Below are 15,379 nucleotides of genomic sequence, written 5' to 3'. Positions count from 1 at the left end.
GCTGGCTTACGAAGGTCTGCAGCAACTTTTTTTGCGTAGGGAAACCCATGGCGAAACGCGCAATCGCCGCATGAAAATGATCCAGGAAGGGGCCTCGACGGACACAGTGTTGCAACTATTGCGTGATCCGGCAATGCTGGCTGCCGGTGAAAAACCGGGGTTGGTTGATCGTTTTCGCCGTCTGCTTGTTCAGGCCGGGTTTACGATCAATCCGATCTGGGTCGTTTTTGCTGCCGCTTTACTTGCCGCCGTGATGTTTGTTGCCGTATCACGTGTCCTCGCCCCGGAACTTGCGCTGGTACTTAGTGCCGTTCTCGCCATAGTTCTGCCGCTGATGGTTCTGATTGCTATGAAGGCAGCCAGATCCAATAAGCTGACTAAACAGCTTCCGGATGCTTTGGATCTGATGGCACGTGGCCTGAAAGTCGGTCACCCAGTGGCCGTAACGGTTGGGAACGTGGCAACGGATCTTCCAGATCCGATCGGTTCGGAATTTGGCATAATCCAGGACCAGATCAACTATGGCGATGATGTCGCGACGGCTTTTCAGGATTTTGCGAAACGTGTCGGGACCGAGGATGCCAATTACCTCGCGGTTAGTATCGGCATTCAGCACGGAACCGGCGGTAACCTTGCCCGTGTTCTGGGCATTCTGTCTCAGGTCATAAGAGACCGTCAAATCATGCAGAAGAAGATCAAAGCCATCTCTGCCGAGGGTCGTTTGAGCGGCAGCATTCTCACGATACTGCCAATTATTATCGGCCTTTCAATCGAGATATCCACGCCATCGTTCTATGGCGATGTTCGAAGTGATCCGCTGTTTCCCTTTTTTGCATATGTGATCATTGGCCTGATGGTTGCCCAGGGTCTTATCCTGAGACAGCTCGTCAAGTTCAAGTTCTAACCAGGAGCAGTGACATGGACGTTATTCAAGACATTCTCGGCGATCAACAACTCCCCATGCAGTATCTTTTGCTGGCTGGTATTGCCCTAAGCGTATTCTTTGTGGTGCTGGGTGTTTCCGGCATGGCTACAAGCGATGACACGGCCGCGCGTCGTATGCGTGTCGGATCAATTTCGCGTGGACACGGTGCAGATTTTGACCTGCTTCAAGGGGATAACAGCGACCCGCACGGGCTGCTCAAAGCCTTTGTGCCGTCGTCCAAACGTGAGCGGTCCAGAATCGGCAAGCTTTTGAAACAGGCTGGTATTCAGCGTAAGCACGCCATCCAGACCTTCTATTTGTTCCGCGTGGTCTTGGGGTTCGTATTGCCGGCAGTTTTCGTTGTGGCCATGGCGCTGCCAATTGAAACTCAGGTTCAACTCCACATCGCCAACCTCTTGCAGGGCATCACATGGGTGAACGCGTTGCAGATCGTGACCGCGTTGATGGTGGCTGGGTTCTATGGTCCGGCTCTCTGGTTGCGAATTCGCATCAAGAAACGCCGTCAAGCCATTGAACACAGCCTTCCGAATGCGCTCGACCTGCTGCAAGTGGCGATTGAAGCCGGGTTGGGCTTTGATGCGGCTATGGTCCGGGTCTCGCACGAGATGTCCCACGCTGCGCCAGAAATTTCGCAAGAATTCACAATTCTTCAATTGGAACTGCAAGCTGGCAAAGAGCGGCAGGCCGCCTTTTGGGATATGGCGGATCGTGTCGGCATTGATGAGGTGAATTCATTTGCAAACGCGTTCCTGCAGTCTAATCAATACGGCACCAGCATTTCGGCATCTCTGCGCAGGTTTGCAACCGATATGCGCCTGGACCGCGAACTTCGTGCGCAAGAGAAAGCCAACCGTCTTCCGGTGCAAATGTCTGCGGTGATGGCCCTGTGCATGATGCCTGTATTGCTGCTGATTTGCTTGGCACCAATGTTGATCCGCTGGATGAATATGATTGGGTGACCGTTATCGTAAATCTAAAAATAGTAGGGTTGCGGTTCTTGGTGGAAGGCGGTGATGGACTTTGAATTCGAAAGTGGCGCTCACGGAGTGCGTCAAAGGGGGTTTGGAATAGCCAGCGCATTGCTCAAGATTCGGCAAGTCTAGCCGCGTGAGTTCCACCATCTGATCAGTTCTGAATGTCTGCTTTGCTACAAGGACAAAAGCCGTGGGCCCATGCAGCGAATGACCGGAATCCGCCCCTTCTTTAGAAAAGCAACGTGTTCTGGCGCAAAAAGTAACGCCGCAGCCTGCTCCGCCACACTTGTTTTAGGGCCAGCGGGATTTGGACAAGCCAAACGCCTCTGGCCATCAGGGGTAAGACACTGCCTTCCCCCTCGGGCAACCCTATTAGACAAAACCGTGTCCTCGGCTGCGCCTGCGGGCCGCACCACTATTGTCGAATGGCATTGCCTCGCCCCCATCCGCGTTCGCCACGTGGCAGATCAGCAGGAACAGGCGCCTTCGGCGTCTGATCTGCAAATCAGCCCTGATTTTCCCAAAAGGGAAGTCAGGATCATTGAAATCGGTCTAGGTGCTGGATGAAGGAAGTGAGGCGAAAATGGCAAGGTTCTGTCGCTGGTGGCAGAACTATGTGTCGCCTGACAAGGGGGAAAGTGGCGGACCGAGGAGGATTCGAACCCCCGACCCCTTGATTCGTAGTCAAGTACTCTATCCAGCTGAGCTATCGGTCCGCGTTGGTGAGGCGCTATGTAGACCCGGCATTCAGGACGTGCAAGCCAATTCTGCAAAAAATATTCTAAAAAGCCCCCTCGCCCCGCGGAAGCCTGATTTCAAAGGTTGTGCCTTGCGGTCCCGTCTCGGTAAGGACCAGATCTCCGCCATGGCCGCGCACAAGTTCCTGGGAAATGGCAAGCCCAAGACCCGAGCCGCCTTTGCGCACACCCCCCTGAAAAGGCGTGAACAGGTTTTCGCGGGCCTTCGGTGGCAAACCGGGGCCTGTGTCTCGAACCTCAACACACCAGTTGGTATCTTGCGTGCAGCCAGAAATCGTGATCCTGCCGGGGTTCCCGGAAGCCACAAGCGCTTGTCTGGCATTTCGCACTAGGTTCATTAGGACCCGGAACATTTGTTCGGGATCGGCCCGTGCGATCAGATCCTGGGGTACGTTGTTGATGATCTCTACGCAGGAATCCGCGACAGCAAGCTGCTCGCTGGCGACAACATCCTCGGCCACGTTTCGCAGGGGGACCATTGTCAGGGTCGGTGCAGGTTCCTCTGCTTTCCCGAACGCAAGTGTGCTTTCGCACAAGGACACCGCGCGGGTGATCGAGTTAACCAGCTTAGGTGCCATTCGCCGCACCAGCGGGTCGTCACTGGCCTCGATACGATCAGTGAACAGCTGGGCCGAGGTCAGGATGTTGCGCAGATCATGGCTGACTTTTGCGACGGCCCCACCCAGCTGCGCCAAACGTTCTCGCTGTTTCAGGGCCTGCGTCAGTTCGGTCTGCAACTGCTGCAGGGCCTCTTCCGCCTCGCGCAGTTCTGTCACCTTGGACCCGGGAGAAATGATACCGCGCGCATCTTCTGGCGCGCTGGCGTAGCGCTGCATATACCCAACCACGCTTTTGATGGGTTTAACCAACACAACCCGCACAGCCAGAAACAAAAAGAAGGCCGTGATAATCGAAATCACGAAGGAAAGGCCCAGAATTCGCAAACCGTAATCAGTCATCGCCATACGCAGCGGCATGCTGTCGGTTGTCACCTCGATCAAAAGTCCAGCCCCTTTGACCGGCTCGCCGATCACGCGAATGATTTCGTTTTCCGGCGTGAACAGGCGCGCGACGGCATCGCCGATCAGAACCATCGGCCCCGCGTCTCGCAAATCGTAAGTCTTGGTGATCGGTTCCGGGATGGGCGAGGACAACATCAGCTGACGCACCTCATCCCGCCGCAGGACAACGTTGTAGACACCCGCATTGGCCAGCAGCTCGGCCTCAAGTTCCTCGGCCAGCATGTCATCGGCCAGCAACGCCAATGAGGCGATCTGCGCACGCTCAAGCCGGTTCAGCAGGAAATCCTCGCGAAACCGCGCAATGGAAGGAACAAAGATCAAAATCTCGGCCAACATCACGAAGACCGTCGTCAGGATCAGAAATCGGCCCGACAGCGAGTTCAATCTGCTCTCCCTTCCAGGTCAGGGTATCCAGCGCTGGACGAACCCGACAACACGTTTAACCATCTGATTCTCAAACAGCCTTGGCGAGAAATAGGCACCCGCCACCCGTTTGTTAAGCTCTCCGATCGTCGGATAGGGCGAAACCATCGCAGCGATCTGCCCCATCTTCAGGTTATTTGCCAGGGCCAGCGACCACAAGTTGATCAGTTCACCCGCCTGATGACCCACGATTGTTGAGCCGACGGGTCGGCCTTTCACCACCATGACCTTTATGAAGCCGGTCGTTTTGCGCTCGGATATGGCGCGGTCATTATGGTGATAGTCAAAGCGCGCAACTTCGACCTTGTCACCATGCAGGGCGCGGGCCTGCGCCTCGGTCAGACCCACCTGCGCCAATTCGGGGTCAGTATAGGTGGCCCAGGGGATATGGGCGGTCTTCGCCTTGGATGGCAGACCAAACAGCGCCGAGCGGATGATGATACCCGCATGATACCCAGCGACATGGGTGAATTGCATCCCGCCGGCAACGTCGCCGATGGCATAGACCTTGCGGTTTGTCGTACGCAGTGCTTCGTCGACCTTGATCCCGGTCCGTGTCGGCTCAATCCCCGCGGCCTCAAGGTTCAGTCGGTCAGTGTTGGCCTTGCGCCCAGCCGCCATCAGCAGATGCGAGCCCGAGAAGATCTCTCCCGTCTCGGTTACCACCTCGACAACGCCGTCCCTGCCGCGGATTTGCGCCACCATGGCCTGTTCGTGAATGGCAACGCCTTCGGCGCGCAACGTGTCCAGCACGATCTCGGCAGCCTCAGGGTCGTCTTTGCCCAGCGCCTGCATGCCTTCGATCACCGTGACCTTGCAGCCCAGTCGGATATGGGCCTGTGCCATCTCAATCCCAATCGGGCCACCGCCGATGATCAGCAGATGTTCAGGCTTGTCGCGCAGGTCAAATATCGTCTCGTTGGTGAAAAAATGTACCTGATCCAGACCCGGAATTGGCGGAACCAGCGGAGAAGACCCTGTCGCAATCACCACACGCCGCGCTGTAATCATGTAATCACCCGCCTGCACCTGGGTCGGAGAGACAAAGCTGCCAAACTCGCGGATCACCTTTACTCCGAAGCCTTCGAACCGCTCTTGGCTGTCCATCGGTTCGATCTGCGCGATTACATCATGCACGTGGTCCTTGGCGGCGGCATAATCCACCTGAGGGACAACATCCGCCACGCCCAGCGCCGACGCATGCGCCTGCCCATAGGCCGCCTTGCCGCTGGCGATCAGGGCCTTAGAGGGCACACAGCCGAAATTCAGGCAGTCGCCGCCCATCTTGTGGCCTTCCAGCAGGATAACGTCGGCCCCCATCTGGCTGGCACCGGCAGCAACGGACAGCCCGCCCGACCCGGCTCCGATCACCAGGATATCGGTTTTCAGTTCTTGCATGTCTCAGGCGTCCTTTCGGCCACGCAGGGCTTTGACGACAATCGGCAATGTGGCCAGCATGCACAAGCCTATGATCGGGCCCATGACAAAGGGTTCCCACAGCAACGAGACATCCGGCGTCTCGCCGCGGTCGAACACGCCGCCCAGCCCGACACCGATCCAGGTGTAGACGATACCGCCTGGAATAATGCCTAACGCCGTGGTGATCAGAAAGTTGCGAAACTTTACGCCAACCAGTGCAGGCACAAGATTGGCCACAAAGAACGGCACCACAGGTACAAGACGCAGCAGAAACAGGACCGAGATCTCATTCTCACGCAGGCCGTCTTTCAGTTTTTTGACCGTGCCTTCGGACGCCTCAAGCCGCGCCGTCAGCGATGCGCCCAACCCCCAGCGCGCAGCCAGAAAGATTGCCGATGCGCCGATCGTTGCTGCAAAGACGTTGAAGATGGTGCCTGCGAACAGGCCGAACAGGAACCCTCCGGTCATCGAGGCGACTGCAGCGCCAGGCAGCGAAAAGCCGACAATCACGATATAGATCGTCACAAAGGTGGCGACCATCGCCCAGTAATTCGCATCCCGCCAGGCCAACAGCGCCTCGCGATTGTCGCGCAGCGTTTCAAATGTCAGGTAATCACCCAGTGTAAAGAACCCCACCGCGGCAACGGTAAGAATCACCAGCAAAGGTATGTGCCGCGCAAGCCCGCTGCGCGGTGCCTGAGTTGTATCGCTCATGTGAGTGTCCGGTTTTGTGCGTTTCATTCTGTCACCAACATGCGCCGCCTGCCGTCTCTGCAACAGGGGGCTCACGCTGCGTTGATCTTTACGGCAGGGAATGTGAGGGTTTCGGGACGTAAAACCGACTTTTTGAAACCTTTTACCCAACGCGGTTACAGAATTGTTGCAATAGGCGTCAAAACCTCCACCTAGGGGTTTGACTTAGCCCCCACTACCCAGTAGAGGACGGGCTTCGAACAACCGGGCAGGCGAATCCGCGCCGCACCCGACCGCATAAATTGGAGACGGAGCGATGAAACGCACCTATCAGCCTTCGAACCTGGTTCGCAAACGCCGCCACGGTTTCCGCGCGCGCATGGCCACCAAGGCCGGCCGCAAAATCCTGAACTCGCGCCGCGCCCGCGGTCGCAAGTCGCTGAGCGCGTAAACCGCTCACCGATCAGGTTATGAACATGACGCCGCCGGAGGCCCCTGAGGATGGTAAGAACCACCCCGGGGATATGCCCCCGGCGGCGTCCGTTTGCGCGCCTGATACTTTGACCATTCTGAAAAAAAGATCCGACTTCCTGAAGGCCGCGCGCGCGCGTCGGCAAGGAACGTCGTCTATGATGGTGCAGGCCCGCAAACGCGCACCTGATGAGGGTGCGGGTATTCGCGTCGGTTTCACCTGTTCCAAGAAGGTCGGCAATGCTGTGGCCCGCAACCGCGCCAAGCGCCGACTGCGCGAGGCCGCGCGTGCTGTGCTGCCCAGTCAGGGAAAAGATGGCTGGGATTACGTGCTCATCGGCCGTGCCGAGGCGACGGCCGTACGCCCGTTTGAAGGCTTGCTGGACGATCTGCGCTATGCGGTGCGCAAGGTACACGGTCCCCGGAAATGACGCTGTTGTCTCATATCTTCGCCCTGCCCGTCCGTGCCTATCGGTTGATCTTCAGCCCCTGGGTCGGTTTCAACTGCCGCTATCAGCCGACGTGTTCGGCTTATGCGCTGGAGGCGCTGGAAAAACACGGCTCGATCAAAGGCGCGTGGTTGGCTGCACGTCGGATCGGACGCTGCCACCCGTGGGGCGGTGATGGCTATGACCCGGTTCCAAAGTGCAAGGCTGACGACCACGCCTCCTAACCCGCCGTTAGACTTGACCGACGTCTTGCCGCGTTAAACACTCGGACCGGCACAGCCCGAGGTTCAGATGAAATCCGACGCCCGCCACAGCCTGCCCACCCATGACGTCCTGAACCAACCGCCCCTGCGCGGCGATGCCGATTTGTGGGGGGCTGATCCCGTGCTGCAAAACTGCATCCGCTTTGCCGGGGGACGCACCCAACCATTGCAGGCTTACGGAGCGACGCTTGGGCGCACCCAGACACGTGCGCTGGCACGCGAAGCCAATCGCCATACGCCCGAGCTGGTTTTTTTCGATCCCGGAGGGCGGCGTCTGGACGAAGTTCGGTTTCATCCCGCCTACCATCAGATGATGCAGATCAGTCAGACCGCTGGCTATACCGCGCTGGCGTGGGACGGCCAACCCGGCGGCCATGCCACCCATGCGGCAATGATCTATATGGCCAGCCAGGTTGAGCCCGGCCATTGCTGCCCGCTTACCATGACCTATGCCGCCGTCCCCGCCCTTGCGGCAAACGAGGGGATCGCGTCTGTCTGGACACCTCGGCTGACGGAACGCGGCTATGATCCATCCACGTTACCGATCGCTGCAAAGAAAAGCGCCACGCTGGGCATGGCAATGACTGAAAAGCAGGGCGGCTCGGACGTGCGGGCCAATACCACCGTGGCCACCCGTGACGGCGATCACTGGCGGCTGCGCGGGCATAAATGGTTCTGCTCCGCTCCGATGTCAGACGGTTTCCTGACGCTGGCGCAAGCGCCGGGTGGGCTGACCTGTTTCCTCGTCCCCCGCTGGCTGGAGGGCGAACGCAACGCGATCCATCTGATGCGGCTGAAGGATAAGCTGGGCAATAAATCCAACGCCTCCGCCGAGATCGAATATCACGACGCGCTGGCCTATAAGCTGGGAGACGAAGGCGCAGGCGTGCGCACTATCCTCGAAATGGTGCATCACACACGGCTGGATACCGCGATGGCCCCGGCGGGCCTGATGCGTGCGGCGCTGTCTGAGGCACACCACTGGGTCAGCCACCGCAGCGCCTTTCAACGCCGGTTGATCGACCAGCCCCTGATGCGCACGGTTCTGGCCGATCTGGTGTTGGACTGGGAAGGCGCGCTATCGCTGGGGATGCGCGTGGCGCAGGCTTTTGACGGCCAATCGCCGGAAGACAAGGCCTTTGCCCGGATCGCAGTGGCGTTGGCCAAGTTCCTGAACAACAAGCGTTGCCCCACGGTGGTAGTCGAAGGGATGGAGGTGCTGGGCGGCATGGGCTACGTTGAAGACACCGCTCTGCCCCTGCTCTACCGCGAGGCCCCGCTGAACGGAATCTGGGAAGGCTCGGGCAACGTAATATGCTTGGATATCCTGCGCACTTTAGCCCGTGAACCGCTGGCCGCCCAAGTTTTGGCGGCAGAGCTAGACGCGGCGACAGGCGTGGACAGGGGCTATGACGCCGCCCTAAAGGCGCATAATAATCGCTGGCCTAGCCCCCCGCCCGAGGCCGAAGCACGCTGGTTCGCCGAACGCACGGCCTTGTTGCTGACAGCGTCCCAACTGTTACGCCATGCGCCTGAGGCGGTCGCCGACGGGTTTATTGCCACGCGGTTGACCGGTGACAGCGGTCGTATTCCTGGATCGGTGTCCGGGCTGGACGCAAACGCCTTACTCGGGCGGCTAGGCTGACCCACACCCTTGCCCGGTTGCGCCAACTGCGGTAGGGGCTGATCATGTTTGACGAAGCAGATGATATCCACCCGCTCTTTGCTGGCGCGCCCTCGACCACCGAGTTCAAAAAGCTGCGCAAACGCATCGTGCGCCAGACCCGTGAAGCCATCGTGCAATACGGAATGGTGGACCCGACGGCGCATAACAAGGACGGTAACCCGCCCCGCTGGTTGGTCTGTCTGTCGGGGGGCAAAGACAGCTACACCCTGCTGGCCGTTCTGTACGAGCTGAAATGGCGTGGCCTGCTGCCGGTCGACCTGCTGGCCTGCAATCTGGATCAGGGGCAACCTGGTTTTCCTGCGACTGTGTTACCCGAGTTTCTGGAACGGATGGGGATTCCGCATCGGATCGAATATCAAGACACCTATTCGGTTGTGATGGAGAAGGTGCCCCAGGGCCGCACGTTTTGCGCCCTGTGTTCACGCTTGCGCCGGGGCAACCTGTACCGCGTCGCGCGCGAAGAGGGGTGTTCCGCCGTGGTACTGGGCCACCACCGCGACGATGTCCTTGAGACGTTTTTCATGAACCTGTTCCACGGCGGGCGTCTGGCGACGATGCCCCCGAAACTGGTGAATGAAGAAGGCGATCTGTTTGTATTCCGCCCCCTTGCCCATGTGGCCGAGGCCGATTGCGCCAAATTCGCCACCGCGATGAATTATCCGATCATCCCCTGCGATCTGTGCGGCAGTCAGGACGGGCTGCAACGCCAGCAGGTAAAACAGATTCTGGACCAGTGGGAGAAAAACAGTCCCGGACGGCGTCAGGTGATGTTCCGGGCGCTGACAAATGCGCGGCCGTCGCATCTGCTGGACCCGAAACTGTTCGATTTCCAGAACCTTGCCCTAGGTTCTGACAAAAGTACTGAAAATTCAGATGAAATTCCGCGACTGCGTTAACGTCTGACTCAGATTGGTTTTCTACGGTTGCCTTTAGCGTGCGATGCCCAACGTAAAGGCCCAGAAACCGATGTGGAAACATATCTCACTGAACCGCCTACTCGATTCCGTTGCCTCGGGGCTGAGCGGCCCGCCTGCACTGGCCTTTGCCCCTGCGATCAGCCTGGGTGCGTTCTGGCTGGGCGGCGAAGGGGCGTTGGTGGCCGTAGCCCTCGGGTTGCCTGTTGTGATTGCCGGTGCCGCCGCGATCGTGGTCCGTACACACCTGCAAACCGGCCCTCATGGCCCGTCTGACGGCCTGCTGACCCTCGATGCTTTTGCCTCCAGGATGGAGGAGATGTTTAACCAGACGGACGCGAATGTCGAAAACTCGGCCTGCATGATTGTTGCGCTCGACGATTACTCGGATTTCCTGGATCTTCACGGCAATTCTGCCGCCAATCATCTTACAGCGCAGTTCAGCAAGCGGGTTCTTTCGGTCATCCGAACGCAGGATATCGTGACCCGGCTGGATCAGAACAAAATCGCCATTGGCCTGAACCCGGCGCAACAACTGGATCTGGAAGCCTGTATTCAGATGTCCGGCAGGATTCAGTCGGTTGTCGAAGACCCCATTACGCTGAACGGGGCCGGAATCTATGTATCCTGCTCAATCGGCTTTAGCCTTTTGTCCAACATGGCTGAGGGTGCGTATGAGGAATGGATCGACGCCGCCTCAGCCGCGTTAAGCGAAGCGCAAAGGAACGGACCGTCGACCATTCGCGCATTTTCCAGTGACACCCGCCGCAGGTCTCGTATTCAGGCAAACCTGCGCAAGGAGTTTGACGCAGCCCTGGACAGTGGCGAAATCCGCCCCTGGTTTCAACCTCAGATCTCAACGGATACCGGACGTGTCACCGGGTTCGAGGCTCTGGCCCGTTGGGAACATCCGCAAAAAGGCGTGCTGAGTCCACAGGTGTTTCTGCCCTTTGCCGAGCAGGCCGAACTGATGGAGCGGCTTGGACAAGCGATGCGCCATCACGCCTTTGCAGCCATGCGCGACTGGGATCGGGCCGGGGTTGTGGTGCCAAGGATCGGGGTGAATTTCTCCTCGGACGAGCTGCGCGACCCTACCCTGATCGATCGCCTGAAATGGGAGCTGGACCAAAATGACCTGACCCCGGACAGGCTGGCCGTCGAGGTGTTGGAAACCGTATTTTCGCGCCGCCCCGACGATGTCATCACCCGGAACGTGACCAGCTTGTCCAAACTTGGCTGCTGCATTGATCTGGACGATTTTGGAACAGGTCATGCGTCAATTGCCTCTATCAAACGGTTTGACGTCTCTCGGATCAAGATTGACCGATCTTTTGTGGCCAAAACCGACCGCGACGCCAGCCAGCAACAACTGGTCAGCGCCATTTTGACGATGGCTGAACGTTTAAATCTCGAGACCTTGGCCGAAGGCGTGGAAACTAAGGGCGAACACGCTTTAATGGCCCAATTGGGATGCGACCACGTTCAGGGCTTTGGCATCGGCAAGCCGATACCGTTTGAAAAGACATTGGACTGGATTGCGGGGCATCAGAACAAGGTGAACGACGTGCCGAAGATTGGGCGCCAAACCGGCTCGTAATCACAGATTCCCGCCAAAGAAACGCTATACGTGACGAAATGACAGGCGAATCCGCTTGACCTTTGGGCCTGCACTCTGTTGAACCCACCGGGTGTGTTTCACTGCTTAAGGTGGCTGTCCCTGATGGACGATCAGAACAAGAATCTAATCCTCGCAACCGCGCTCAGCTTTCTCGTGATCCTTGTCTGGTTCGTGCTATTCCCGCCACCGGAACCTGCGACCACACCTGATCAGGCTGAAATCACTGCCACAGAAGGCGGCGAGATCCAGACCCCCAACGCCCAGGACACCGGGTCCGTGGGTGAGGCGACCGCCGCAGCTGAAGAGACCCAGCCCGAGGCAGCGGCCCCGCGGGTTCAGATCGACACCCCGCGCCTGACAGGCAGCCTGTCGCTGTCGGGGGGCCGGATCGATGAGCTGTTCCTGAAAGACTACAAGGTCTCGATCGATGAAGGTGCGCCGATCGTGGAACTGTTGTCTCCTGTCGGCTCAGACTCGGCCTATTACGCCCTGTATGGTTGGGCCCCAGGCACAGGGGTCGCAGGCGCAGACGTTCCCGGCCCCAACACGCCTTGGTCTGTTGAGCAGGGTGAGGTATTGGGCGTCGACACACCGATTACCCTGAAATGGGACAACGAAAACGGCCTGACCTTCCGCCGGATGATTTCGGTCGACGAAAATTACATGTTCAGCGTCACCCAGTCGGTTGAAAACAACACGCAGGCCGAGGTTGGCATGGCCCCTTATGGTATCCTTGCCCGCCACGGCATCGGCGAGGATGGTGATCTGCCAGGCCTGAAGAACTTCTTCATCCTGCACGAAGGCGTGATGGTCATGGCCGACGGCGTGCTGGACGAGATCGATTACGGCGATGTCCGTGATTTCGACATTGATCCAAACGAACGTGCCCAGGCTGAGGTGTTTCAGGTCTCTGAGGGTGGCTGGGTCGGCTTTACCGATCACTACTGGATGACCACGCTGATCCCAGAAGAGGGTGCAACCTTCAAAGCGGCCGCAAAATACGATGCCCGCCGCAAGATTTACCAGACCGAAACGGTGCTGCCGACACTGACCGTAGCCCCCGGCGCAACCGAAGAGGTCACGACCCGGTTGTTTGCCGGTGCCAAGGAATGGGAAACCATTCGTGAGTATCAGGCCGAAGGCGTCCAGAAATTCATCGACAGCATCGACTGGGGCTGGTTCTATTTCCTGACCAAGCCGATCTTCTGGCTGCTGCACAACATCAACGCCCTGATCGGCAACATGGGTTGGTCGATCATCGGCCTGACGCTGATCATCAAGGCAATCCTGTTCCCGTTGGCGTTCAAGTCCTACGTCTCGATGGCGAAGATGAAGGAATTGCAGCCGCAGATGGAGGCCCTGAAGGAGGCTGCTGGCGATGACCGCCAGAAGATGCAGCAGGGCATGATGGAGCTGTATAAGAAGGAAAAGGTGAACCCCGCAGCGGGCTGTTTGCCGATCCTGATGCAGATCCCGATCTTCTTCTCACTGTACAAGGTGATTTTCGTCACCATCGAACTGCGTCAAGCGCCTTGGTTTGGTCCGTTCCAGGACCTAAGCGCGCCGGATCCGACCTCGATCATGAACTTGTTCGGTCTGCTACCATTTGCCGGACCGCAGCCTGATACGCTCATGGCGCTGATCTTCATCGGTATTCTGCCGCTGTTGCTGGGTATCTCGATGTGGCTGCAGCAGAAACTGAACCCGGCACCAACGGACGCGACACAGGCGATGATCTTTGCCTGGATGCCTTGGGTGTTCATGTTCATGCTAGGCAGCTTTGCCAGCGGGTTGGTGGTCTACTGGATCGCGAACAACACGATCACCTTCACCCAGCAATACCTGATCATGCGCAGCCAGGGATATAAGCCGGACGTCTTCGGCAACATTAAATCCGGCTTTAAGCGTGCGGCCAAGACGGACGACAAATGACCGCTGAGGTAACCCAGATTTGGCGGCATCCGATCAAAAGCCATGGTCGCGAAGCCGTCCAGACCGTAACCGTGAACCCCGGGCAGACCATGCCTGGGGATCGCGTTTGGGCGGTTGCGCATACTGAATCCAAAGCAGATGGATCCGAATGGGTGCCCTGCGCCAATTTCAGTCGCGGCTCGAAAGCACCGCAATTGATGGCGATTTCAGCCAAATTGGATGGGGAAATGCTGACCCTGACCCATCCTGAGCGCCCGGATCTGACCTTCAACCCGGATAGCGAGCAGCAGGTTTTTCTGGACTGGGTCAGCCCGCTGATGCCTGCGAACCGGGCCGCGTCCGCGCGGATCATCCGCGTCCCCGGGCGTGGAATGACTGACAGTGATTTCCCGTCAATCAGCTTGTGCAATATGGCCTCGCACCGGGCTGTCGCCCAAAAACTGGGTCAGGATCTGTCGCCGCTGCGCTGGCGCGGCAACATTTGGTTCGACGGCATGCCCCTGTGGGAAGAATTCGACTGGTTGGACCGCGAGGTGCAGGTCGGCGAGGCGGTGTTCCATATACGCGAACGCATCACGCGCTGTCTGGCGACAACCGCCAACCCCGAAACCGGCGCGCGCGACGCGGACACCCTTGGCGCACTGAAAACCTGGGGTCATCAGGAATTCGGGATCTATGCCGAGGTGATCCGCGGTGGCGCGATCTCGATCGGTGACAAGGTACATGTGATATGAGCACCCTTCCCTTCCCAATTGCCGAAACCCCAGACGAATTCGCGATGGAGCGCGGTCGCAAGCTGTTTGCGGGCCCGTCCGAGTTCGTCAAAGGCGTCGTCGCCATGGATGGTCTGCCCGACCCCGACCGGCTTGAGGTATGCTTTGCAGGCCGCTCCAACGTTGGAAAATCCAGCCTGATCAACGCGCTGACCGGCACCAAGGGGCTGGCACGCGCGTCTAATACGCCGGGCCGCACGCAAGAGATCAACTTTTTCACCCAAGGCCCCGAGCTCTATTTGGTGGACTTGCCCGGCTATGGTTATGCCAACGCGCCGCTTAAGGTGGTTGAGAAATGGCAGCGACTGCTGAAGAAGTACCTCAGCGGCCGTCAGACCCTGCGCCGTGCCTTTGTCCTGATCGACGCACGCCACGGCGTCAAACCGGTCGATGCCGAGATCATGAAGCTGCTGGACACCAGCGCCGTGACCTTTCAATGCGTTCTGACCAAGGCCGACAAGGTCAAGGCCAATGACCGTGCGAAGATTCTGGATCAAGTCCGCGCGGCGCTGTCGAAACATCCGGCGGCTTTCCCTGAAATCGTGCTGACCTCGTCCGAGAAGGGTGACGGCATTCCAACACTTCGCTCGATCATCACGCATCTGGAATGACCCTGTCGCTCCGCCTTCTAACTCTGCTGACCGTGCTGGCCCTGTTGCTGACTGGCGCAATACCGCAGGGTTGGATGCCGACCATGGGGGATGACGGCAAAGTCCTGCTGGTTCTGTGCACCGGCGAAGGTACTGTTGAACAATGGGTCGATCTGGACCCCGACGATCCTATTCATGACAACACTGACGAGCGTGCCATGTGCCCCTTTGCGGGCCTGACCGCGGATGTTGATTTTCCGTCGGTCGGCGCAATCACGCCGTTTACCGCCACGATCCAGCCGCGCTGGACCCACCTTGAATTCACCCATCGCAGCGCTGGGTTCCATGCGCGCTATGATGCGCGGGCGCCACCCCTCTTCTCCTGAGTCACCTCAACCCAACTTTGAGCCTGCGCAGATGCTGCGCGGGGCAATTTCCGACTCTGGA

The 15,379-nt window shown here is 58.5% G+C and carries 15 protein-coding genes and 1 tRNA gene; 12 read left to right on the top strand and 4 right to left on the bottom strand.

Annotated elements, in window-relative coordinates; genetic code table 11:
* The first annotated feature begins 70 nt into the window (after positions 1 to 70).
* Together SJY13_RS17690 and SJY13_RS17685 are read left to right on the top strand one after the other, a co-directional pair.
* On the top strand, positions 71 to 904 hold the full coding sequence (locus SJY13_RS17690) for a type II secretion system F family protein (RefSeq protein ID WP_377192744.1): 834 nt from the start codon (positions 71 to 73) through the stop codon (positions 902 to 904).
* Between the two features lie 14 nt (positions 905 to 918).
* Positions 919 to 1,905 carry a type II secretion system F family protein gene (locus tag SJY13_RS17685; RefSeq protein ID WP_037308812.1) on the top strand — a complete coding sequence of 329 codons (987 nt, stop codon included), beginning with the start codon at positions 919 to 921 and terminating at the stop codon, positions 1,903 to 1,905.
* A gap of 654 nt (positions 1,906 to 2,559) precedes the next feature.
* Here SJY13_RS17685 and SJY13_RS17680 read toward each other — a convergent pair.
* The 4 genes from SJY13_RS17680 to SJY13_RS17665 form a co-directional block, all read right to left on the bottom strand.
* Positions 2,560 to 2,636, bottom strand: a tRNA-Arg gene (locus SJY13_RS17680).
* A gap of 65 nt (positions 2,637 to 2,701) precedes the next feature.
* Positions 2,702 to 4,084, bottom strand: a complete 1,383-nt coding sequence (locus SJY13_RS17675; protein WP_377192742.1) for a sensor histidine kinase — start codon at positions 4,082 to 4,084, stop codon at positions 2,702 to 2,704.
* 18 nt (positions 4,085 to 4,102) lie between these two features.
* On the bottom strand, positions 4,103 to 5,521 hold the full coding sequence (locus SJY13_RS17670) for a dihydrolipoyl dehydrogenase family protein (RefSeq protein WP_377192740.1): 1,419 nt from the start codon (positions 5,519 to 5,521) through the stop codon (positions 4,103 to 4,105).
* A 3-nt stretch (positions 5,522 to 5,524) separates the two neighbouring features.
* The gene (locus SJY13_RS17665; RefSeq protein ID WP_377192738.1) at positions 5,525 to 6,256 is read right to left on the bottom strand and encodes a TVP38/TMEM64 family protein; all 732 of its coding nucleotides are present in this window, start codon (positions 6,254 to 6,256) and stop codon (positions 5,525 to 5,527) included.
* Positions 6,257 to 6,551: 295 nt separating this feature from the next.
* Here SJY13_RS17665 and rpmH point away from each other — a divergent pair, with 295 nt between their 5' ends.
* From rpmH to SJY13_RS17615, 10 genes are all read left to right on the top strand, one after another.
* On the top strand, positions 6,552 to 6,686 hold the full coding sequence (gene rpmH, locus SJY13_RS17660) for a 50S ribosomal protein L34 (RefSeq protein WP_005632162.1): 135 nt from the start codon (positions 6,552 to 6,554) through the stop codon (positions 6,684 to 6,686).
* 25 nt (positions 6,687 to 6,711) lie between these two features.
* The gene (gene rnpA, locus SJY13_RS17655; protein ID WP_377192736.1) at positions 6,712 to 7,137 is read left to right on the top strand and encodes a ribonuclease P protein component; all 426 of its coding nucleotides are present in this window, start codon (positions 6,712 to 6,714) and stop codon (positions 7,135 to 7,137) included.
* Entirely contained in the window at positions 7,134 to 7,379 is a 246-nt protein-coding gene (yidD, locus tag SJY13_RS17650; RefSeq protein ID WP_377192734.1) for a membrane protein insertion efficiency factor YidD, read from the top strand. The genes rnpA and yidD overlap by 4 nt, the downstream gene beginning before the upstream one ends.
* A 67-nt stretch (positions 7,380 to 7,446) precedes the next feature.
* Positions 7,447 to 9,063 carry an acyl-CoA dehydrogenase family protein gene (locus tag SJY13_RS17645; RefSeq protein ID WP_377192732.1) on the top strand — a complete coding sequence of 539 codons (1,617 nt, stop codon included), beginning with the start codon at positions 7,447 to 7,449 and terminating at the stop codon, positions 9,061 to 9,063.
* Between the two features lie 44 nt (positions 9,064 to 9,107).
* Complete coding sequence (gene ttcA, locus SJY13_RS17640) at positions 9,108 to 10,001, top strand: tRNA 2-thiocytidine(32) synthetase TtcA (RefSeq protein WP_377192730.1); 894 nt, start codon at positions 9,108 to 9,110, stop codon at positions 9,999 to 10,001.
* Positions 10,002 to 10,071: 70 nt separating this feature from the next.
* Positions 10,072 to 11,616 carry a putative bifunctional diguanylate cyclase/phosphodiesterase gene (locus tag SJY13_RS17635; protein WP_377193700.1) on the top strand — a complete coding sequence of 515 codons (1,545 nt, stop codon included), beginning with the start codon at positions 10,072 to 10,074 and terminating at the stop codon, positions 11,614 to 11,616.
* 123 nt (positions 11,617 to 11,739) lie between these two features.
* Positions 11,740 to 13,569 (top strand): membrane protein insertase YidC, encoded by a 1,830-nt coding sequence (yidC, locus tag SJY13_RS17630; RefSeq protein WP_377192728.1) that lies wholly within the window; start codon positions 11,740 to 11,742, stop codon positions 13,567 to 13,569.
* The gene (locus SJY13_RS17625) at positions 13,566 to 14,303 is read left to right on the top strand and encodes an MOSC domain-containing protein (protein WP_377192726.1); all 738 of its coding nucleotides are present in this window, start codon (positions 13,566 to 13,568) and stop codon (positions 14,301 to 14,303) included. The genes yidC and SJY13_RS17625 overlap by 4 nt, the downstream gene beginning before the upstream one ends.
* Entirely contained in the window at positions 14,300 to 14,953 is a 654-nt protein-coding gene (gene yihA / locus SJY13_RS17620) for a ribosome biogenesis GTP-binding protein YihA/YsxC (protein WP_085823253.1), read from the top strand. Before SJY13_RS17625 ends, yihA begins: the two co-directional genes overlap by 4 nt.
* Positions 14,950 to 15,318, top strand: coding sequence for a DUF2946 family protein (locus SJY13_RS17615; protein ID WP_085823254.1), 369 nt, complete (start codon positions 14,950 to 14,952; stop codon positions 15,316 to 15,318). The genes yihA and SJY13_RS17615 overlap by 4 nt, the downstream gene beginning before the upstream one ends.
* The last annotated feature ends 61 nt before the right edge of the window (positions 15,319 to 15,379 follow it).

The organism is Ruegeria meonggei (assembly GCF_042768335.1).
GTDB classification, from domain to species: domain Bacteria; phylum Pseudomonadota; class Alphaproteobacteria; order Rhodobacterales; family Rhodobacteraceae; genus Ruegeria; species Ruegeria meonggei.
Note: the sequence above shows the minus strand (reverse complement) of the source record. Positions and strands in the feature narration are given on the sequence as shown.